This window comes from Taibaiella helva, assembly GCF_003545695.1.
In the GTDB taxonomy this organism is placed as follows: domain Bacteria; phylum Bacteroidota; class Bacteroidia; order Chitinophagales; family Chitinophagaceae; genus Taibaiella; species Taibaiella helva.
In genome coordinates, this window is record NZ_QUZZ01000021.1 from 1 (window position 1) to 20686 (window position 20686).

The following is a 20686-nucleotide window of genomic DNA, read 5'->3' on the forward strand; positions in this document are numbered from 1 at the left end:
TTACCTTAACCGTGTACCCGGGCGCCTTCGGGGCTGCTGCTTCCGATACCGGATATTGTCCGGGTAATTCAGCACAGCTCTGGGCTACAGGGGGCCTGTCCTATTCCTGGAGCCCGGCCTATGGCCTCTCCGACACCACTGCGGCTTCGCCCATAGCTTCACCCCTGACTACCACCGATTATACAGTACTGATCAGGGATGTGCACAACTGCCTGGATACGGAAAAAGTTTCGGTGCAGGTCTATTCCGAAGCCATGCTGAACCTGCCCGACAGCGTTACCGTATATCCCGGCGAGCAGTACCATGTTGAGCCGGGGACCAATTGCCTGTATTTCTCCTGGTTCCCGCCCTCAGGCCTCAGCGCTACCAATATTGCCGACCCGCTGATGAACCCCGCGGTAAGGACACGTTACTTTGTAACGGCTACTACAGAGCACGGCTGCCTGGTCAAAGACTCCATGGATGTGCTGGTGGAAAAGACCGTGATCGATATGCCGAATGCCTTCGCGCCTTCAGGTACCAACAGGGTATTCAAACCGGCCAAACGCGGTATCGCGCAGCTGAAGAGCTTTACCATCTTCAACCGATGGGGCAATAAGGTATACAGCAGCGCCAATATCGATGAGGGATGGGACGGCACCAAGGATGGCAAGGCGCTGCCCATGGGTGTTTACATCTATACCATCGAAGCCGTAACCGACAGCGGCGAAACCTTTACCCAGCAGGGTAATGTGACCCTCATACGGTAAACGGAACCGATATTCTTCTGAACGGGGCCCGGCAAATGCCGGGCCCTTTCTTGTCCTGGAGCGCCGGCGCCATTAGCAAAAACTTTCCTCGCGGCCGGCCATTACCAATCGGGCAGATCTCTTATTTCTATGTATGGGCAAAAACATATCGCAGCATAAAATAGTGACATTAAAAAAAGAAAAAATGAAATAAGAATATTAAATTTATAACACTATCCGGAAATTGCTTTTAACCAACCATCAAAAACCAGACAAAAAGCATGAAAAAAACAGTTCTATCACTATTTGTGGCTACCGCAGCTTTTCTGCCCGCGCAGGCCCAGTTTCTCAACTCGTCCTTTACTGATGTACAATGCCCTGCCCCGCCCGGTGTGGTAGCGCACGTCAGCTACCTGGGCGCTTATTCCTTCGGTAACCTTTTCTATCCTGACGCCCAGAGCGATCTTTACGCCTATTCCTGGAACCAGGCGGGCGGTATCGGCTGGGTACGCAAAGAGAACGGCAACCCCGCCAATGTGCTGGACCAGGGCACTTATTCACCCATCCAGTATAACGGAGCCAACGCAGTGGATGTCGCCATTGTTCACGACGGCGCGCTGAACGAGAACATGCTTGTGGTGGCTTATCACAACAATAACGGCCACTTCCTGGACTTCTACATCTGGAACCAGTTCGGCATCACGCCTTATCTCACCTATCCCCTGTCCAATATGAATATAGGAAGCATCAGCATCGACGCTCATGAAATGAACTGCTTTGCGGTAACCTGGGACGGCGACGGTTATATTCACACGCTTGCTGCCCGTACCGGTGGCGGCCTGGCGATCGGCTGCGAAAATCTCCTGGATCCGCAGGGTATCAAGTACCTGGAACCCGACATCGCGATCGGGCATGGCGGCACCGCGTACGACGGCCTCACCCTGCATTTTGTCTACATGAGGTCGGACTATAGCCAGGTGGTAGAATCAACCCTGCCCTTCGAGGAGATCTACAGCAATTGCCCACCTATGGTAACGCCGCTGATCGAAGATGTGCTGAATACCTCATCTTCCACCGCCACCTTCGGCTACAGCCGGCCCCGGATCGACTGCCCCGATCATGAACCGGCCACCGACGACTGGAGCTATGTGATCAACGAGTATACACCAGCCACTTATCCCTACTATCCGCCCACGCCCGACGCGCAGTCCAGGATCATCACCGGCAGAAGGGCTTATAGCATTACCCCCGCAGTGCAGCACAATGTGCTCAACGACGGGTCGCTGGGCAATATAAACATGTCGTTCAACGTAAGCGGCGCGCCGATACTGCCTGCCGTAGCCTATGACCCGCAGGGCACTACGGTCAATTTCGCCTGGAACAAAACAATGGAGCATCCTGCCCTGGGCGACAATGACTTCATGGGGCTGAGGCTGCGCAACGACGGCGCACCGGCGAGCACCGATTACTGGATCATCGACCGCGACCCTTCCATTCCCCAGCAATCGCCCATCGTGACCATGAGCACACAAAACGACAGAACACCGGAGCTGTTCTTTGCCTTCAGCGGTATCAATCCTGATCCGATGAATTTCTATTATACTCTTTATTACAAGTGGGCGCCCTGGTACAACTATGGCTATCGTCCCGCACCGGATGCCCCGGCCGGCATCGCCGCCCGTCAGGACGAAGCCTGGACCGTTCAGGCTTATCCCAATCCCTTTACCAACGAGCTGCAGCTGACCGTGAATGCGGCCAGCCGCAACCAGCCGCTTGAAGTCGCTTTGAGCGATATCAACGCCCGCCTGCTGCACCAGTACAAAGGCACGGCAGAGGAGATCAACCGGCAGCTTGCACATACGGCGGCAACGCTTCAAGGCCATCTTTTCTTCCTGAAAGTGACGCAGACAGCCACCGGGCAAAGCAAAACCCTGAAAGTATCGCGGCGGTAAGCCCTTATTTGAAATCAGCTTTTTCCGGATAAGATGTAGAAGGCGCGGCGTTTGCCGCGTCTTTTTATTTTACCAAATCACATTTAATATGCTTAAATTCGCGCACTTTTATTATGATAGAAAAACTGGAAGCTATAAAGGCCCGGTTCACCGACCTGGGCGTAGCTTTGACCAATCCCGAGATCGTAAGCGACAATAAGCGCTTTGCCCAGGTATCCCGAGAATACCGCAAGCTGGAGCCTATTGTCAATGAATATAACAAGTACCGCAATTGCCTCGATGCAATTGCCTTTGGGAAAGAAGTGCTCGCTACGGAAAGCGACGAAGACCTGCGTTCCATGGCCAAGGATGACCTGGAACAGCTGGAAGAAGAGCAGGAGCGCCTCGAAAACGGCATCCGCCAGCTCCTGATTCCCAAGGATCCGCAGGACGAGAAAAATGCTATTATGGAGATCAGGGCCGGTACCGGCGGCGATGAAGCCAGCATCTTTGCCGGCGACCTGCTACGGATGTACATGCGCTATTGCGAAAAGAAAGGATGGAAGATCGCCACGCTTTCTGAAGCGGAAGGCACCGTAGGCGGCTACAAGGAAGTACAGCTGGAAGTAACCGGAGAAGATGTGTACGGAACCCTGAAGTTTGAAAGCGGTGTCCATCGCGTACAGAGGGTTCCGGCCACAGAAGCCAGCGGACGGGTGCATACTTCTGCCGCAACGGTGGCAGTGATGCCAGAAGCCGAAGAAGTGGATTTCGAGCTGAAGGAAAGCGATGTAAAAATGGAAACTTCGCGAAGCGGCGGCTCAGGCGGTCAGAACGTGAACAAGGTAGAGACCAAGGTGCAGCTGACGCATATTCCTACGGGTACGGTAGTGATCTGCCAGACAGAGCGTACCCAGCTGGGCAACCGCGAGAAAGCCATGCAGATGATGCGTACCAAGCTCTACGAAGAAGAAGTACGCAAGCACGAGGAAGCCATCGCCAGCCGCAGGAAGAGCCTGGTGAGCACCGGCGACCGCTCGGCCAAGATCCGCACCTACAACTATCCGCAGGGCCGTATTACCGATCACCGGATCAATATGACCATTTATTCCCTCGACGACTTTATGAACGGCGATATCGGGGAAATGATAGAAGCGCTCCAGTTTGCTGAGAATTCGGAGAAAATGAAAGCGGGCGAAAGTGTATAAGCGCTTTTGAAAAAAGTTTAACGGGCAAACACGCATGGGCTTAAAAGAAGATATGCTGGAACAACTGAAGGATGTAGAGCGCCTGGCCCGGACCTCCAGGGCCGGCCGTTTGCTGCACCATCCCTACCGTTACCTGTCGGCGATCCTCTTTAAAGATTTTATTTATCCGCGCTCCCGCAAAGAAAAAATAAAACGCACACAGCTGTTCAACGGGCTGGAGATGACCATAGTGCTGCCCTCTTCGACCGATATTTACCTTACCGGCGGCAAGTCGCATGACTCGGAAATAAGGCTCGCCCGCTTCATCATCCGCAATCTTCAGCCAGGGCAACATTTTCTCGATATCGGCGCGCATTACGGCTATTTTACCCTCATCGCCTCCTGCCTTACCGGCCCCACCGGAAAAGTCGTTGCGCTGGAGCCGGCAGGTAAGACCCATACCATTCTTTCCCGCAACTGCACCGGGCGCAGCAATGTTACCGTGATCCGCAAAGCCATTGCCGATGAAGCCGGAGAGATTGTCTTTTACGAGTTCCCCAACCTGTTCTCCGAATACAACGCCATCGATATCGAACAATTCCGGGAAGAAAAATGGTTTTCCGGTTTCCGGCCCGAGCAGACGGTCGTTCCGGCGACAACCATCGACGAGCTTTGCTCCGGCGATTTTAATCCTGCCCTCATCAAGATCGATGTGGAAGGCGCCGAGCTGAAGGTCATGAAAGGCGGACTTCATTTTTTCGAGCAGCACAGCCCCCTGATCGCTATGGAATACCTGGCGCCGGAACGGGGCAATACCGAACACAGTAAAGCCGTTAGTATGCTTCGGGAAAAAGGCTACCGGACCTTCCTGCTCGGCCATGAAGGCGATATGCAGGAGACCGCCGATATCGAAGCCCACCTGCGCAGCGGGGGACTGGAATCCGACAATATTATTTTAAGCAAGTAGAACAATAGAACCATAAAACTTCAGCTCAACAACACACAACCAATGAACGAATCCAGCTTTGATCTGATCGGCATCTTCCGGGAGATCTTCAAAAAGAAACTATTCCTCATTGTGCTCACCGTAGCAGCCCTGATCGTCAGCATCATCTTTTGCCTGCTGCAACAAAAACAGTACACATCCGAAACGATATTCATCGTCAAGAACCCGATGCTGATCGACAGGAACTATGTATTCCGCACCACTTCCTACGAGCATAAGGATTTCTTCGCGATCCCCGACGATGTAGACCATGTAAAGACCATAGCTAAAGGCGACGGCATGGTATGGCACGTAATCAGTCAGTTTGACCTGGGCAAGGCCTATGGTATGGAAACAGACGACCGGCTGGTCAAGAAAGTGAAGGGCAATTTCAAGGCCATCATGGAAGACACCAAGAATATCGAGCTCTTCTATACCGATCCCGATCCGAAAAGGGCAGCTGCTGTGACCACTGCAGCCCGCGAATACCTGGAAAAAACCTTCCTCGATTATTTCCGTACGACCAATAAAGACATTACTGCATCGCTGAAAGAACGGATCGCTGCCATGAACGATACGATTGCACGGCTCGATGATTCGATCGGCACGCTGCGGGCTGCCAGCGGCAGCTACAGCCAGCTGCTGCCTGCACGGAACAATACCATCAGCATGCAGCAAGGTACCGCTTCTGCGCAAAGCGCCCAGGCCCTTGAGCGCCTGCAGGAGACCAGCGCGCTGAAAGACCGCCTGGCCGCCGATATAGCCGCCTACCGCAGCCTTATCAACGAATATGAAGTAATGGCCAATGATAAGCTGAAGCTTTTCTACGTGGTGCAGGACGCTTATGTACCTACGGACCCTTCCCACCCCAAAACATTGATCATTGTTGCAGCCAGTACGCTGGGCGCTCTTTTCTTCGGCTGTATCCTGGTGCTGATCGCCGCGTTCTATAAACATGTCATGACCTCCAAAGACCGCAGCTGATTTAGGAATGATGATGTGGTCAAAGCTAAAGGACAACGATTATGCCGGCAGGCAGATACTTTATGCAGGAGCAGCACTGCTGCTGCTTTGCGTAGCCTTATTTGCCTATACGGGTAATTTTATCTGCCTGGCAGTACCTTTCGTGCTGGCCGGCATGGCCTGGGTTTCGCTCAGCTGGAAATCCTTCTATTGGTTCTTCCTGTTCACCATACCCCTGTCCTGCGATATTGAGCTGGGCCCCTTATCGACCACAGTACCCGACGAGCAACTGATGTGGCTCTTCGTCCCGGTAATGATGATGGTGCTGGCCTTTAATTACAAGCGCATTCCCGGGTGGTTTCTCCGTCACCCGATCACGCTGGTTTTCTTCCTGCAGTTTGTATGGCTTGTTGTCGCGGTTATTTTCTCCGAGAATCACTTGCTTTCGCTTAAATTCCTGGCGGCGAAGATCTGGTTTCTCAATGCCTATGTCGTGCTGCCTGTGCTCATCATACGCGAGCGCAAAGATTTTGTGAGGGCCTATCTCTTGTTTGCCGTGCCCGCGCTGCTGCATGCGCTGTTCGCCTTTGTCTGGCACTTCTTCCTCAATTTTGACTATTGGGCCTCCAACGATGTCGTGCGCCCTTTTTATGTGAACCACGTCGATTACTCCACGGTGATCTCGATGCTGTTCCCCTTATCCCTTACGGCTTACCAGCTGACCAAAGGCAAAGGCCTGCAACGCTGGATCATCCTGGGTTCGATCCTTTTCCTGATCCCCGCCATTTATTATGCCGGGGCCCGGGCAGCCATGCTGGGCGTACTTTTCAGCCTGGCTGTCGCTTTTGCTATCCGTAAAAAGCTGGTCAACTTTATCATGCCTGCCTTTTTCATTTTTATCGGCTCCGTTATTTTTTACCTGGCGCATAACGAGCAGTATGTCAAATACCGGCCCAACCTGAAATACACGGCTACGCAACGCACCTTCGGCGACCTGATCACAGCCACTTTCAGGGGTACCGATATGTCGTCTATGGAACGGTTCTACCGCTGGATCGCGGCAGTAAGAATGAGCAGGGAAAGACCGGTAACCGGTGTGGGACCTAATAATTTTTACGACCACTACAAAGCCTATACCTCGCCTATGTTCAAAACATGGGTAAGCCGTAACCCTGAAAGATCTACTACGCATAACTATTTCCTGTTTATGCTGGTGGAGCAGGGCTGGCCGGCGAGTATCCTGTACGGCATACTCGTGATGGTAGTGCTGGCGCAGGCGCAGCGGATCTACCACAGGGCCCGCGATCCGTTCTACAAGAAAGTCACTATGGGATTGACGATGATGTTTGCCGTCGGCTTCATTAATAATTTCTTTTCCGAGCTGCTGGAAACGCATAAGATCGGGGCGCTCTTCTACCTCAGCATTATCCTGCTCATCATTGTCGATCACATCACGAGGAAGCAGAACGCAGCGGCGGATGCCCAGGCCCCGTCCACATCAGCGTAGCCTGAAGTGCTGCTTGGCTTTGAAGGCCGGATCGCTGACCAGGAGGCCGAAATACCAGTAATCGATACTCATCTTTACCGAAGCGGATGCTGCCACCCGCATCCATATGCTTTCTGCTGCCTTATGCTCATGCGGCCCGGCCAGCAATACTTTCAGCGGATGGTCCGGCAAGTGTTGCAGGCGATCGGGTAATACATCGTCTGCATTACAGATGAGCAGCGCTTGTGGCGGCACTGGTTCGCTTGTCCAGGCTTGTACCGGGACATCTGGCAGCGCCTGGGTAGCGATGGCCGCTACCGCATCGAGCACTGCCGGATCAGCACAGATCACCCGCGGCGATAAATACCGAAGGGTCTGATACAGCAGCCCGGCTTCCTTTGGCCGGAACCGATCCTGCTGCGGCAGGGCTACCTGCGGCCGTGCCCGCATCACCTGCTCCACAAAGGCATAGACAAAAGGAGAGTGCGTACCATGACGCCCTCTGGCGCGCAGCAGGTGCCGTCCGTATTGAAGTATTCTTTTCACTGCTATAATAGGAAGCGGAATAAAGCGCTATTTGCGCTCCCATTTCTGGAAAGTAAAAGGATAGACATGCTTGTCGTCGGTTTCGTGCCGCTCTTCCCAGGTCAGCTTCCATTCTTCGGCCGGCAGCACGGGAAAAAAGGCAGTGCCCTTCTCCAGCACTGTATGCACGCGGGTAAGATAAACGACCTGGGTATAAGCCAGTGCGCTGTGATACAGCTGGCCGCCACCGATAACGGCGATCTCTTCATACTCCCGGCCCCGCAGGTAATCCAGTGCATCTTCCAATCCTGCAAATACCATCACGCCTTCTTCCGACGCTTTGTTCATGCTGGAGGAGATCACGACATTCAGGCGGCCGGGAAGCGCCTTCCCCAGCGATTCCCAGGTATGACGTCCCATAACGACAGGCATGCCCAGCGTCATTTTTTTAAAAAAACGGAGATCGTCGGGAAGCCGCCAGGGCAGCTCGTTATCCAACCCGATAATATTATTTTCAGAAGCGGCGACTACGATCCTTATTTGCATGGATGCAAAGATGATTAAAATTTACGCGCCGACGCTAAGCGGCGACCGGTTTCTTTTCCTGATACTTGAAATAACAATTCAGCAACCGGATTGTTTTTTACAATTCTGTGACAATCCCTATCTTCGAAGGGTAAAAACCTAACTATGCGTAAATTAACGGTAAGTGCGCTCCTGCTGTCCGCAGCGCTTTTCATGGCCTATTGTACGCCCAGGACCAGCAAAGCGGTTGCGGAAACATCTGTCGAAACCAAAGAACAGATCGTAGCCAAATATCAGCCCGATCAGCTTGAGAAAGGACATACGCTGTTCACAGGCAACTGTGCTAAATGCCATAAGCTGAAGGATCCGGGCAGCCGCACGCCGGCCGAATGGGATAAGGTGTTGAAACGCATGATCCCCAAAGCTAAGCTGAGCGCCGAAGACGGCGCGCTGGTAAGGGCCTACCTCATCGCCAATTCCAAACAAGGCTAATTAATCAGAATATAAAGTCTGTCTATTAGGGCAGGCTTTTTTATTTGCTACCTTTGCTGCTCTGATCAACACCTCTTTATGAAAATAGGCATCGTATGCTACCCTACTTTTGGCGGCAGCGGCGTTATGGCTACAGAACTAGGCCTGGCACTCGCGGATAAAGGACACGAGATCCATTTCATCACTTATCAGCAACCGGTAAGATTAAATGTATTCCGGCCCAATATCTACTATCATGAGGTGATGGTACCCAAATATCCTCTTTTTGATTTTCCCCCTTATGAAACAGCCCTGGCCAGCACCCTCGTCAATGTGATCAATAACAACGACCTTGATGTGCTGCATGTCCATTATGCGATACCGCATGCCTCATCGGCTTATTTTGCCCGGCAGATGCTGCGCAAGCAGGGAAAAGATATCCCGTTCATCACGACCTTGCACGGTACCGACATTACCCTGGTAGGAAAAGATTCTACTTATGGTTGCGTGGTGACGTTCTCGATCAATGAGTCTGATGCCATTACCGCTGTGTCGGAAAACCTGCGTGCGGAGACCTTCAAATCTTTTGCTATCGAGAAGGAGATCCATGTGATCCCCAATTTCGTAGACGCTAACCGCTTTCACCTGACCAATAAGGAGCATTTCAAAAAGATGCTGGCGCCAAACGGCGAAAGGATACTGGCGCATGTGTCCAACTTCAGGAAAGTAAAGCGCGTGGAAGATGTGCTGGCGGTATTCCAGAAAGTAAGGGAAAAGATGCCCTCCAAGCTGCTGATGATCGGCGACGGCCCCGAACGGCAGACTGCCGAAGACCTTTGCCGGCGGCTGGATATCTGCAACGATATCCGCTTCCTGGGCAAGCAGGACCAGATGGAAGAGATCCTGAACATTGCCGACCTTTTCCTTTTGCCTTCGCAATACGAGAGCTTTGGTCTTGCTGCGCTGGAGGCCATGGCCTGCGGTGTTCCCGTGATCTCGTCCAATGCCGGCGGCCTGCCCGAGATCAATATCCAGGGCAAGACCGGCTTCCTGGCCGAAGTAGGCGACGTAGATACAATGGCGGCCGATGCGATGACGATCCTGGGCAGCGATGAAAGCCTGCAGCAGTTCAAGGAAAACGCCCTCGCCCATGCTGCCGATTTTTCGATCGATAAGATCGTTCCGCTGTACGAAAGCCTGTACGAGGAAGTAGCGCATAAAAAGTACCAGACGCTGTAAAACGATCTGCAAGGCACTATACCAATCGATATTTAAGGGGATAACCCAACTTTACAGAACTGTCCCCCGGGGCAGTTCTCTTTTTCAGGCGACACATGAAAGACATACTGGGACAGGCGATCAGCGACTATTATCATAAGGGCCAATCGGCAACGCTATGGGTACACGACGATCATGGCCCGAAAGTGGCGATGCCCGTAAGCACTTATTTCCGCGATGAAAGCCATATGCCGGCGCTGGAACGGATGGCCTTATCCCTGTGCAAAGGCGAGGTGCTGGATATCGGCGCCGGCGCCGGAAGCCATGCGCTGGCGTTGCAGCAGCGCGGGCTGGCGGTAACCGCGCTCGACATTTCTCCGCTGGCGGCAGAGGTGATGCGGCAGAGAGGCGTACAACGGGTACATACCGGCGACATTTTTCAATACCGGGGCACACAGGCCGACACCCTGCTTTTGCTGATGAACGGCATCGGGCTTTGCGGCAATACCGGGCAGCTGCGCCGCTTCCTGCAGCTGGCACAGCAATGGCTGAAACCCGGCGGCCAGCTGCTATTCGATTCTTCCGATGTGGCTTACCTGTATGAAGAAGGACTTCCGGTGCTCGATCATTATTACGGAGAGATCCGCTGCTGCTATGAATACCGGAGGCAAAAAACGGATTGGTTTACCTGGCTGTACATCGATCGGGCGACACTGGCACTGATCGCCGCCGATGAAGGCTGGCACAGCGAGGTCCTTTTCGACGACGGCAACGACCAATACCTGGCGCGGCTGCAGCGGAAACCCGCAGCACAATAAGGTTATTCTGCCGCAATGCGGAAGCCTCTTAAAAACTCAGCAACGGGCATTCTTTTCTTTCCTTCATACTGGAGATCCAGTATGTTCACCCAGCCATCTGCCGCGGCAAAGCGCAGTAAAGTCTTCCCATCGGTTTCGTAGTGGCCGGGGGCCTGCCCATGCGCTGCAATATTGAAGGAGGTGGCATAAACTTTAAGCTGCTTGCCCGAGAGCTGGGTATAAGCTGCCGGCACGGGCGACAGGCCCCGTACCAGGTTGTGTATCGCTTCGGCCGGCTGCTCCCATCGGATCAGTCCGTCTTCCCGGAATATTTTAGGAGCATGCTTCAGGTCGCCGCTGCTGGCTTGCGGCTGTTCCTTTATCGTGCCTGCAGCAAGACCATCGACGGTTTGCAGCAGCAGGGCGGCGCCCCGGTGCATCAGCTTTTCGTAAAGCGTGCCGATATTATCCTCCGGCAGAATAGCGATCTTCTCCTGGAGCAGGATATCGCCCGTATCGATCTCGTGCTTCAGCCGGAAAGTCGTGACGCCCGTTTCCCGCTCGCCATTGATGATCGCCCAGTTGATCGGCGCTGCGCCCCGGTATTGCGGCAGCAGCGAGGCATGCACATTGAGGGTACCCATGGGTGGCATATTCCATACCATTTCGGGCAGCATCCTGAAGGCAACCACCACCTGCAGGTCGGCCCGGTAGCCTTTCAACGCTTCCAGGAAAGCCGGATTACGCAGCTTTTCGGGCTGGAGCACCGGCAGGGCCTGGCTTAGCGCATATTCCTTTACGGCCGATGCTTTCAGCTGCATGCCGCGACCGGCGGGCTTATCAGGCGCCGTTACCACAGCGACGACAGGATAGCCATGCTCTACCAAAGCTTTCAGGGAGGCGACTGCAAAATCGGGCGTACCCATAAATACGATCCGCGGGAAATTCTTTTGTACCATGGGCACAAAGGTAAGCAGCAATCGGTAACCTCAAGGGAAAGAACAAGCTGGTTTGTCTTATACGATAGCATGTGACATACATATACGGATCACATGCACGATATTGCCTTCAATTGATTACTTTTACCTTTTTCAATCCAATGATTTTATGACGCAACCTTTGTTGCCGGACGACGATAAGGAGCTGCTGAACGCTTTCCGCAATGAAGCTACCCGGGAGCCAGCATTTACCCGCATTGTCAGGAAATACCAGGAGAAGTTGTACTGGCATATCCGCCGTTTGGTGATCAACCACGAGGATGCCAACGATGTGCTGCAGAATGTATTTATTAAGGTGTGGAATTACCTGGAAAATTTCAGGGAGGAAGCCAACCTGTACACCTGGCTCTACCGCATTGCCACCAACGAGACGCTGACCTTCCTGGAAAAGGAAAAGAGAAGGGCTTCGCTGTCGCTTTCCGATCATGAATCGGGCCTGGCCAATAAGCTGCAGGCCGAAAAGGGATTCGACGCCAACAAGCTGGAATGGCGGCTGCAGCAAGCGATCCAGAGCCTCCCGGAGAAGCAGCGTACCGTATTCCTGCTCCGGTATTACGAAGAAATGCCATACGAAGAAATGTCGAAAGTGCTGGAAACATCCACTGGCGCGCTGAAGGCCTCTTACCACCATGCGGTGAAGAAAGTAGAGGAATTTTTAAAGCAAGATTAAACCAGCAAGGACCACCTGCGTCTAAATAACGTCTATGAAAAAGAAGGATGAAATAGCAGCAGAGTTGAAGGCACTGACTACAGAGTTCGGAGCAGCGGTAGCTGGTGAGCCCGCTTTTCATACCCCAGAACATTATTTCCGGGACTTTCCCGGGCAAATGAAGGCAATCATCCGCGCGATGAATGCCAATACCGCGTTGTCGTTACCCGTAAGCAAAGACGGCCCTTATTCCGTTCCTCCCGGTTATTTTGAAACGCTGGAACAGGACATCCTGGCCAGAATAAAGCTTGCGGATACGATTGTAACCGGCGCCACGATCTCTGTTCCCGGCGCTACCCGGGAAATCCCTTTTGAGCTTCCTGAAGGTTATTTTGCCCGCTTTGAGCAGGAGCTGCACCAGAAGCTGTTCCACAGCGAAACGCCGGTACAGGAAGAGCTGCAGGAGTTGTCGCCCCTGCTGGCCGGTCTTCAGCAGGAACAGCCCTTTGCCGTACCCGGCGGTTATTTCAACAGCGATGCTTTTGTCCGCCAGGTGCAGGAGCAACAGCAGCCTAAAGTGGTGGAGCATCCCTCGGTGCGCAGCATCAAATGGGCCCGTTGGGCAGCAGCGGCGGCGGTGATCGCGATCTTTGCTATGGGCGGCCTGCATTACCTGGTTCCCGGCGGCAAGCAATCTTCCCGGGTTTCTTTCGAGCAGGCGCTGGCCAAGATACCGGAAAAGAATATCAAGGAATGGTTGTCGAATAATATGGACGAGTCCGATATCAACAACCTCGGCAGCAGCATTGCCAACATCAGCATCCCCGGCCCGTCATCAACCCTGAGCAACCTCTCAGAGCAGCAGATACGCGACTACCTGGATGCCGAAATGTGGTAGGGCGTCGATTATTTTCATTAAATAAAGCAAAATGTTTACCAAACCCGTATTTTCCCTGTTACTTGCATTCACCTTGTTCTTTGGCTTCACCGCCGGGGCGCAGGACCGGGCTAAACCCGATCCGCAGATCCGGAAACTGAAAATTGAATATGTAACCGGACAAATGAATCTTACCCAGCAGCAGCTGCAGAAATTCCTGCCTTTGTACAACCGCTACTCCGATGAGCTGCTGGTGCACCGCAGAGCCATCAAAGCGCTGGAAAAGAATCCCAACAGCAGCTACCAGGTGGAAGAACGGCAAAAGCTGGAACAGAAAATGGTGGAGATTAAAGGAAGATATAAAGACGATTTTCTGAGGATCATTACAGCGCAACAGCTGGCTACCATGTACAAAGCCGAAGGAGAATTCAAAAACATCCTGCTGAACCACCTGAAAAAGCAGGGCAAATAAGGCCTGGAAGAAAAAACAACCTAAACAGATAACATAAGCGTGCCACAGGCACAAAAAGATAGCAGAGCCGCCCGGAAAACGGGCGGCTTTTTGCTTTTATCGGCGACACTGCACCCTACATAAACGTGTAGCGATAATATATAACATTATGGTTGTCAAATAAAAAATAAAAAATTCGTGTAAAAGCATCACCCATCCTGTAGCATTAATGAGCTGTCTTTGTTAACATTGATTAAAAACGGATACTTTCACCCTTCCGATATTACCGGCGTTTACCTGTTCCACCGCCCGGCAATCCGCTGTTAAAAAAGAGAATTATGAAAAGGCTCATCGGCACTACACTTTTTCTTACCCTGCTTTATGGTACGCTCAATGCCCAGGTCACCTGCACCGGCGTATGGGGTACGCCCCTGGTCAACCAGACCTTCGGACAGGGAACCGCTACGGATACCTGGTACGGGCCGCTGGCTACCTTTGCGCCGGGGGCTTCTACTTCCACTACCTTTGTTGGCGCTGCAGGGCCGGCCGGCGGTGTGCTGAGCGACGGCTTTTCGGGGCTTGCTAAAGTACCTTCCGCCAGCGGACAGGGCAATTGGGTATCGACTACCGACCATACCGGCAATACGAATGGCCTGATGTTCCTCATTAATGCCCCCTCCACCGCCGCTACCGTTTTTTTTGAGTATGTGATGGATGATCTTTGCCCCAACACTACGCTGAAGCTATCGGTATGGATCCTCAATGCCAATGTTTCTTCCCTTACAACCAATCCTACTTACCAGTATCCCAATATGACGCTGAAGGCTGTAGATGCCGCAACCAATGTGGAGCTGGGTTCTTCGGAATCAGGCGATGTGGCCGCCGATGCTGCCTGGCACCAGTACTCCGTGGTCTTCAGCAACGGCACCAGCACTTCGGTAAAGCTGCAGCTGGTCAACAATTCAGTGGGATCGGGCTTTGGCAACGATCTGGCGATCGACGATATTACGGTACAGCCCTGTGTACCGGTATCCCGTGTGCTGCCTAAGCTGGATACGCTCATTTGCCAGAATACCTCGTTGAACTTCACCGCCAGCGTTACGGCCAGCCCGTATAATCCGCCCGAATACCAATGGCAATACAGCAGCGATGGCGGCGTGACCTGGCTGGACCAGGGCGCTCCCAGCCCCGGCACCGGCTATGTTTTCAATACTGGCACCCTGACACCCGGTACCTACCTGATCCGCTATAAAACAGGCCCGCAGGGCGCTACCGCCAATTCCAACTGTATTGCGATCAGCGACACCAGCAAGGTGACCATCAGCTCGCCACCTGTACCGCCGGGGATCGACTACATCAATCATTACTGTACGGGCATGACCTTTGTTCCGTTCACCATTGTTTCCGGCACCAATATCAAATGGTATGAGGCTCCCGGCGATCCGCCGCTGGCCACAGCGCCGGTAGTGAATACCAATATACCCGGCGTGTACACCTGGTATGCCAGCCAGACCACGCTTCAGGGCTGCGAAAGCCCCTTGCTTCCTGTAACAGTAACGGTGACGCAGAACCCCATCGTGGACTTCAGCTACACCCTAGGACCCGGCTGCAGCAACGATACGATCTACCTGCAGAATACCACCCAGTATGCCAGCAACTATCGCTGGGATTTCGGCGACGGCCTGACCGATACGGCGAAGAACCCCATTCACATCTACGGCAACCAGGGTACCTATACGATCAGGCTCACAGCCAGCGGATCGGGCTGCAAGGACAGTACGGTAAAGATCATCGGGATCAGCCATCCGCTGCAGGCAGCATTTACCAACTCCGCTGAAGTAGTCTGCATCGGTACTCCGGTCAATTTCTTTAATGGCTCAACGGCTACGGTAGTACATGGCGTGACGCCTTCATGGTTCTGGGATTTCGGCGACGGTAATACAACCACACAGGAAAATCCCAGCCATACCTTCAGCACTCCGGGCGAATACGAAGTGACAATGGTGGTCCGCAATGGCATTCCCTGTACCGATACCTTCAGGCATGTTATCGTTGTCGATTCGGTACCGCACCTGCTTCTTTCCAGGAGCGATACCGCCATATGCCAGGGACAGATCACTACCTTCTTTGCCGACTATACACAGAACGGCCTGACCAACCTCCAATGGAACTTCGGTGAAAATGCCGACCTGACAGACCAGATCAGCCCGGCAGTACAGCATGCCTTTGAGCAGCCAGGCACCTATACCATTACCGTTAACGGCTATTACCGGGTATGTCCCGATGCATCGGCCACCATGCAATTGCTGGTGAAACCCATGCCGCATATCGACCTGGGCGCCGATACCACCATATGCCTTGATGCAGCGCCGCTGATCCTTACGGATGCTGACAACGCTGCCAACCCTAAAGCAAGCTGGCTTTGGAGCAACGGCGAAAAAACGGCATCGATACAGGTAAGGCACGACGGCAGGTATACTGCTACCGTAACGATAGATCAATGCTCGAGCTCCGACGATATAATTGTCGCCAAGGATTGCTATACCGATGTACCCAATTCCTTTACGCCTAACGGCGATGGTGTCAACGATTATTTCTTTCCCCGTCAATATTTGTCCAAAGGCGTAAGCGGCTTTACCATGACCGTATTTAACCGGTGGGGACAAAAGGTATTTGAAACGCAGAACCTTAACGGAAGGGGATGGGACGGACGCTTTAACGATAAGCTACAGCCCATGGGCGTTTATATCTATACCATCAGGACCGTGCTTAAAAATGGCAGGACTGAAGAATACACCGGCAATGTAACCCTGGTGCGATAAAGGCTGACTTGCTTCGCAGGAGCTGTCCAATACCTTTGGGCGGCTCTTTTTTTATGCATAAAATAAGCCCAGCTGCTGACTTGTCTACGTCTTTCCTAAAGAAGCGCAAAACAATATCATGGTTTCAAAATAGAAACCAAAATCCTACATGATTGAGTAGTATTGTTTACATAACAACTCATAACGAAATTAAATTACCGATTATATTTTATCTTTGCACCCCCATTCTTGCCAGGCAATATCAAGCTTACACAAGGAACACATACATTATTAATATTTAGCGTATATTATCAATGATAGGTTATTTTATGAAGAAACTTTATGCCTTGTTGGCCCTGACGGGCCTGGCGCTAACCGCCGGAGCACAGGGGTTCAACTATGAACTAACGGGTAATCCGGTGGTGACGACCGGCTGGACAGTAGGACCCCAAAGCTTTGTAAATGGCGATAACCTGGTGCTGACGAACAACCTGTACGAACAGGCAGGCTATGTATACTATTCGACGCCCCAAAACCTGACCAGCTGCGCCCAGTTTACAGTAAGATTCGACTTCAGAATTACCAACAGCTCCCCGTTAACTGCCGATGGTATTTGCTTCTGGTATATATCCAACCCGCCATCGGGCTTTATCATAGGTGGCGGCATAGGCCTGCCGAATAATCCTAACGGCCTGCTGCTGATCCTGGACACCTATAACAACGATAGCACCATCAACAATCCGCTGATCTCTTTAAGGAGGTTGGATGGTACCGTCGATTATCTGGAGGGATCGGCCACCGGACAATTGGCACCTGACCTTAACCACCAGTTCTTTATCTGGGATGGCAACTGGCATACCTGTGTACTGCGATACAATTCCGGAACCGTGACCGTGGCCTTTGATGGCAATCCGCCGGTAATGACCGGCACAACCACCCTGGGACTGAACGGCTATTTCGGCTTTTCTTCGGGAACGGGCGGCCAATGGGCCAGGCATGCGATCAGGAACGTATCTATAACCGGCGCACCGGAACCCGACCCCCCGGCCGGCAATGATATGACCTATTGCCAGGGCGCCATTGCCACGCCATTGACCGCAACCGGCAGCAATATGAGCTGGTTTACGACGCCCACAGGCGGCACCGCCCTGCCCGGCGCGCCAACGCCCGGCACAGCAGTGCCCGGCACCTACAACTGGTACGTGAGCCAGGCCAATCCGAATTGCAATGTGGTAAGCAGGCGCGATACCGTAACGGTAACCGTGAACCCGAACGTAACGCCCACCTTTGCGGCTATCGCCCCCATCTGCTCAGGGTCCACGCCCCCCGTGCTGCCCGCGACCTCAACCAATGGCATTACCGGCACATGGAACCCAGCTACAGTAAGCAATACCGCTACCGGTACCTATACCTTTACCCCCAATGCCGGCCAGTGCGCCACAACCGCAACATTGACGGTAACCGTGAACCCGAACGTAACGCCCGCCTTTGCGGCTATCGCCCCCATCTGCTCAGGGTCCACGCCCCCCGTGCTGCCCGCGACCTCAACCAATGGCATTACCGGTACCTGGAATCCTGCAACAGTAAGCAATACCGCCACCGGTACCTATACCTTTACCCCCAATGCCGGCCAATGTGCCACAACCGCAACATTGACGGTAACCGTGAACCCGAACGTAACACCCACCTTTGCGGCTATCGCCCCCATCTGCTCAGGGTCCACGGCCCCCGTGCTGCCCGCGACATCCAATAACGGCATTACCGGCACCTGGAGTCCGGCTACAGTAAGCAATACCGCCACCGGTACCTATACCTTTACCCCCAATGCCGGCCAGTGCGCCACAACCGCAACATTGACGGTAACGGTAAACCCGAACGTAACACCCACCTTTGCGGCTATCGCCCCCATCTGCTCAGGGTCCACGGCCCCCGTGCTGCCGGCAACATCCAATAACGGCATTACCGGCACCTGGAGCCCGGCTACAGTAAGCAATACCGCTACCGGTACCTATACCTTTACCCCCAATGCCGGCCAGTGTGCCACAACCGCAACATTGACGGTAACGGTAAACCCGAACGTAACGCCCACCTTTACGACCATAGCTCCCATCTGCTCAGGGTCCACGGCCCCCGTGCTGCCCGCGACATCCAATAACGGCATTACCGGCACCTGGAGCCCGGCTACAGTAAGCAATACCGCCACCGGTACCTATACCTTTACCCCCAATGCCGGCCAGTGTGCCACAACCGCAACATTGACGGTAACGGTAAACCCGAACGTAACGCCCACCTTTACGACCATAGCTCCCATCTGCTCAGGGTCCACGGCCCCCGTGCTGCCCGCGACATCCAATAACGGCATTACCGGCACCTGGAGCCCGGCTACAGTAAGCAATACCGCCACCGGTACCTATACCTTTACCCCCAATGCCGGCCAGTGCGCCACAACCGCAACATTGACGGTAACCGTGAACCCGAACGTAACGCCCACCTTTGCGACCATAGCCCCGATCTGTTCCGGCGCTACTACTCCCGTGCTGCCTGCAACATCCAATAACGGCATTACCGGCACCTGGAGTCCGGCTACAGTAAGCAATACCGCTACCGGTACCTATACCTTTACCCCCAATGCCGGCCAGTGTGCCACAACCGCAACATTGACGGTAACCGTGAATCCGAACGTAACGCCCACCTTTGCGACCATAGCCCCGATCTGTTCCGGCGCTACTGCTCCCGTGCTGCCTGCAACATCCAATAACGGCATTACCGGCACCTGGAGCCCGGCTACAGTAAGCAATACCGCTACCGGTACCTATACCTTTACCCCCAATGCCGGCCAGTGCGCTACAACCGCAACATTGACGGTAACCGTGAACCCGAACGTAACGCCCGCCTTTGCGGCTATCGCCCCCATCTGCTCAGGGTCCACGGCCCCCGTACTGCCCGCAACCTCGACCAATGGCATTACCGGTACCTGGAATCCTGCAACAGTAAGCAATACCGCCACCGGTACCTATACCTTTACCCCCAATGCCGGCCAATGTGCCACAACCGCAACATTGACGGTAACGGTAAACCCTGCGGTAACGGCCACACAAGCAATTACGGTCTGCGCCGCCCAGCTGCCTTATCCCTGGAACGGGCAGAACCTCACCGCCTCCGGCACCTATACCCATACCCAGCCGAATGCAGTGGGCTGTGACAGTATCGTTACCCTGACCTTCACGGTGAGCCCCCAGGTAACACCCGCTTTTGCGACCATAGCCCCGATCTGTTCCGGCGCTACCGCTCCCGTGCTGCCCGCGACCTCGACCAATGGCATTACCGGTACCTGGAGCCCGGCGACAGTAAGCAATACCGCTACCGGTACCTATACCTTTACCCCCAATGCCGGCCAGCGCGCTACGACAGCAACATTGACGGTAACCGTGAACCCGAACGTAACGGCCACACAAGCGATTACGGTCTGCGAGACGCAGCTGCCTTACCCCTGGAACGGGCAGAGCCTCACCGCCTCCGGCACCTATACCCATACCCAGCCGAATGCAGTGGGCTGTGACAGTATCGTTACCCTGACCTTCACGGTGAGCCCGCAGGTAACACCTGCTTTTGCGACCATAGCCCCGATCTGTTCCGGCGCTACCGCTCCCGTGCTGCCTGCAACATCCAATAACGGCATTACCGGCGCCTGGAGCCCGGCTACAGTAAGCAATACCGCTACCGGTACCTATGCCTTTACCCCCAATGCCGGCCAGTGCGCTACGACCGCAACATTGACGGTAACCGTGAACCCGAACGTAACGGTCACACAAGCGATTACCGTATGCGCCGCCCAGCTGCCTTACCCCTGGAACGGGCAGAGCCTTACAGCAGCGGGCACCTATACCCATACCCAGGCTAATGTGAATGGCTGCGATAGCACCGTTACCCTGACGTTTACCGTAAATCCTACGATCAATACCACGCAAACGGCTACGGTCTGCGAGACGCAGCTGCCTTATCCCTGGAACGGGCAAAGCCTTACAGCAGCGGGCACCTATACCCATACCCAGGCTAATGTGAATGGCTGCGACAGCACCGTAACCCTGACGTTT

At 53.7% G+C, this 20686-nt stretch carries 17 protein-coding genes; 14 read left to right on the top strand and 3 right to left on the bottom strand.

The annotated features are described in order from the left end of the window. The 6 genes from DZC79_RS20720 to DZC79_RS20745 form a co-directional block, all read left to right on the top strand. Positions 1-749 (top strand): gliding motility-associated C-terminal domain-containing protein (locus tag DZC79_RS20720; RefSeq protein ID WP_157977321.1); only part of this gene is annotated, 749 nt, incomplete at its 5' end. Between the two features lie 260 nt (positions 750-1009). After that, complete coding sequence (locus DZC79_RS20725; protein WP_118953537.1) at positions 1010-2680, top strand: hypothetical protein; 1671 nt, start codon at positions 1010-1012, stop codon at positions 2678-2680. A gap of 113 nt (positions 2681-2793) precedes the next feature. After that, complete coding sequence (gene prfA / locus DZC79_RS20730) at positions 2794-3867, top strand: peptide chain release factor 1 (protein WP_118953538.1); 1074 nt, start codon at positions 2794-2796, stop codon at positions 3865-3867. Positions 3868-3901: 34 nt separating this feature from the next. Beyond that, a complete protein-coding gene (locus DZC79_RS20735; RefSeq protein WP_118953539.1) occupies positions 3902-4813 on the top strand; it encodes an FkbM family methyltransferase in 912 nt (303 codons plus the stop codon). Positions 4814-4855: 42 nt separating this feature from the next. After that, on the top strand, positions 4856-5815 hold the full coding sequence (locus tag DZC79_RS20740; RefSeq protein ID WP_118953540.1) for a Wzz/FepE/Etk N-terminal domain-containing protein: 960 nt from the start codon (positions 4856-4858) through the stop codon (positions 5813-5815). Positions 5816-5822: 7 nt separating this feature from the next. Then, on the top strand, positions 5823-7301 hold the full coding sequence (locus DZC79_RS20745; RefSeq protein ID WP_118953541.1) for an O-antigen ligase family protein: 1479 nt from the start codon (positions 5823-5825) through the stop codon (positions 7299-7301). Here DZC79_RS20745 and DZC79_RS20750 read toward each other — a convergent pair. After that, positions 7293-7826 (bottom strand): hypothetical protein, encoded by a 534-nt coding sequence (locus tag DZC79_RS20750; RefSeq protein ID WP_157977322.1) that lies wholly within the window; start codon positions 7824-7826, stop codon positions 7293-7295. The genes DZC79_RS20745 and DZC79_RS20750 overlap by 9 nt on opposite strands. 27 nt (positions 7827-7853) lie before the next feature. Beyond that, the gene (locus DZC79_RS20755) at positions 7854-8351 is read right to left on the bottom strand and encodes a dihydrofolate reductase (protein WP_118953543.1); all 498 of its coding nucleotides are present in this window, start codon (positions 8349-8351) and stop codon (positions 7854-7856) included. A gap of 144 nt (positions 8352-8495) precedes the next feature. Here DZC79_RS20755 and DZC79_RS20760 point away from each other — a divergent pair, with 144 nt between their 5' ends. From DZC79_RS20760 to DZC79_RS20770, 3 genes are all read left to right on the top strand, one after another. Further along, the gene (locus tag DZC79_RS20760; protein ID WP_118953544.1) at positions 8496-8822 is read left to right on the top strand and encodes a c-type cytochrome; all 327 of its coding nucleotides are present in this window, start codon (positions 8496-8498) and stop codon (positions 8820-8822) included. Positions 8823-8900: 78 nt separating this feature from the next. After that, on the top strand, positions 8901-10040 hold the full coding sequence (bshA, locus tag DZC79_RS20765) for an N-acetyl-alpha-D-glucosaminyl L-malate synthase BshA (RefSeq protein ID WP_118953545.1): 1140 nt from the start codon (positions 8901-8903) through the stop codon (positions 10038-10040). A gap of 95 nt (positions 10041-10135) precedes the next feature. Then, positions 10136-10837: a class I SAM-dependent methyltransferase gene (locus DZC79_RS20770; protein WP_118953546.1), complete on the top strand. Its 702-nt coding sequence runs from the start codon at positions 10136-10138 to the stop codon at positions 10835-10837. Positions 10838-10839: 2 nt separating this feature from the next. Here the strand turns inward: DZC79_RS20770 and fmt are convergent, their stop codons facing one another. After that, positions 10840-11775 (bottom strand): methionyl-tRNA formyltransferase, encoded by a 936-nt coding sequence (gene fmt / locus DZC79_RS20775; protein WP_232831893.1) that lies wholly within the window; start codon positions 11773-11775, stop codon positions 10840-10842. A gap of 148 nt (positions 11776-11923) precedes the next feature. On the opposite strand from fmt, the gene DZC79_RS20780 reads away from it, so the two are divergent. The 5 genes from DZC79_RS20780 to DZC79_RS20800 form a co-directional block, all read left to right on the top strand. Beyond that, positions 11924-12484, top strand: coding sequence for an RNA polymerase sigma factor (locus tag DZC79_RS20780; RefSeq protein ID WP_118953547.1), 561 nt, complete (start codon positions 11924-11926; stop codon positions 12482-12484). 34 nt (positions 12485-12518) lie between these two features. Next, complete coding sequence (locus DZC79_RS20785; protein ID WP_157977323.1) at positions 12519-13361, top strand: hypothetical protein; 843 nt, start codon at positions 12519-12521, stop codon at positions 13359-13361. Between the two features lie 31 nt (positions 13362-13392). Continuing rightward, the gene (locus tag DZC79_RS20790; RefSeq protein ID WP_118953549.1) at positions 13393-13812 is read left to right on the top strand and encodes a hypothetical protein; all 420 of its coding nucleotides are present in this window, start codon (positions 13393-13395) and stop codon (positions 13810-13812) included. 317 nt (positions 13813-14129) lie between these two features. After that, positions 14130-16613 carry a PKD domain-containing protein gene (locus DZC79_RS20795; RefSeq protein ID WP_118953550.1) on the top strand — a complete coding sequence of 828 codons (2484 nt, stop codon included), beginning with the start codon at positions 14130-14132 and terminating at the stop codon, positions 16611-16613. A gap of 308 nt (positions 16614-16921) precedes the next feature. Continuing rightward, on the top strand, positions 16922-20686 hold a 3765-nt coding region (locus DZC79_RS20800), incomplete at its 3' end, for an Ig-like domain-containing protein (RefSeq protein WP_198666980.1).

Bases quoted from the DNA above. Each gene is read 5' to 3' on its own strand.
- DZC79_RS20735 (WP_118953539.1), top strand. From the start codon at position 3,902: ATGGGCTTAAAAGAAGATATGCTGGAACAACTGAAGGATGTAGAGCGC.
- DZC79_RS20725 (WP_118953537.1), top strand. From the start codon at position 1,010: ATGAAAAAAACAGTTCTATCACTATTTGTGGCTACCGCAGCTTTTCTG.
- prfA (WP_118953538.1), top strand. From the start codon at position 2,794: ATGATAGAAAAACTGGAAGCTATAAAGGCCCGGTTCACCGACCTGGGC.
- DZC79_RS20740 (WP_118953540.1), top strand. From the start codon at position 4,856: ATGAACGAATCCAGCTTTGATCTGATCGGCATCTTCCGGGAGATCTTC.
- DZC79_RS20785 (WP_157977323.1), top strand. From the start codon at position 12,519: ATGAAAAAGAAGGATGAAATAGCAGCAGAGTTGAAGGCACTGACTACA.
- DZC79_RS20770 (WP_118953546.1), top strand. From the start codon at position 10,136: ATGAAAGACATACTGGGACAGGCGATCAGCGACTATTATCATAAGGGC.
- DZC79_RS20760 (WP_118953544.1), top strand. From the start codon at position 8,496: ATGCGTAAATTAACGGTAAGTGCGCTCCTGCTGTCCGCAGCGCTTTTC.
- DZC79_RS20795 (WP_118953550.1), top strand. From the start codon at position 14,130: ATGAAAAGGCTCATCGGCACTACACTTTTTCTTACCCTGCTTTATGGT.
- DZC79_RS20790 (WP_118953549.1), top strand. From the start codon at position 13,393: ATGTTTACCAAACCCGTATTTTCCCTGTTACTTGCATTCACCTTGTTC.
- bshA (WP_118953545.1), top strand. From the start codon at position 8,901: ATGAAAATAGGCATCGTATGCTACCCTACTTTTGGCGGCAGCGGCGTT.
- DZC79_RS20780 (WP_118953547.1), top strand. From the start codon at position 11,924: ATGACGCAACCTTTGTTGCCGGACGACGATAAGGAGCTGCTGAACGCT.
- DZC79_RS20745 (WP_118953541.1), top strand. From the start codon at position 5,823: ATGATGATGTGGTCAAAGCTAAAGGACAACGATTATGCCGGCAGGCAG.
- fmt (WP_232831893.1), bottom strand. From the start codon at position 11,775: ATGGTACAAAAGAATTTCCCGCGGATCGTATTTATGGGTACGCCCGAT.
- DZC79_RS20755 (WP_118953543.1), bottom strand. From the start codon at position 8,351: ATGCAAATAAGGATCGTAGTCGCCGCTTCTGAAAATAATATTATCGGG.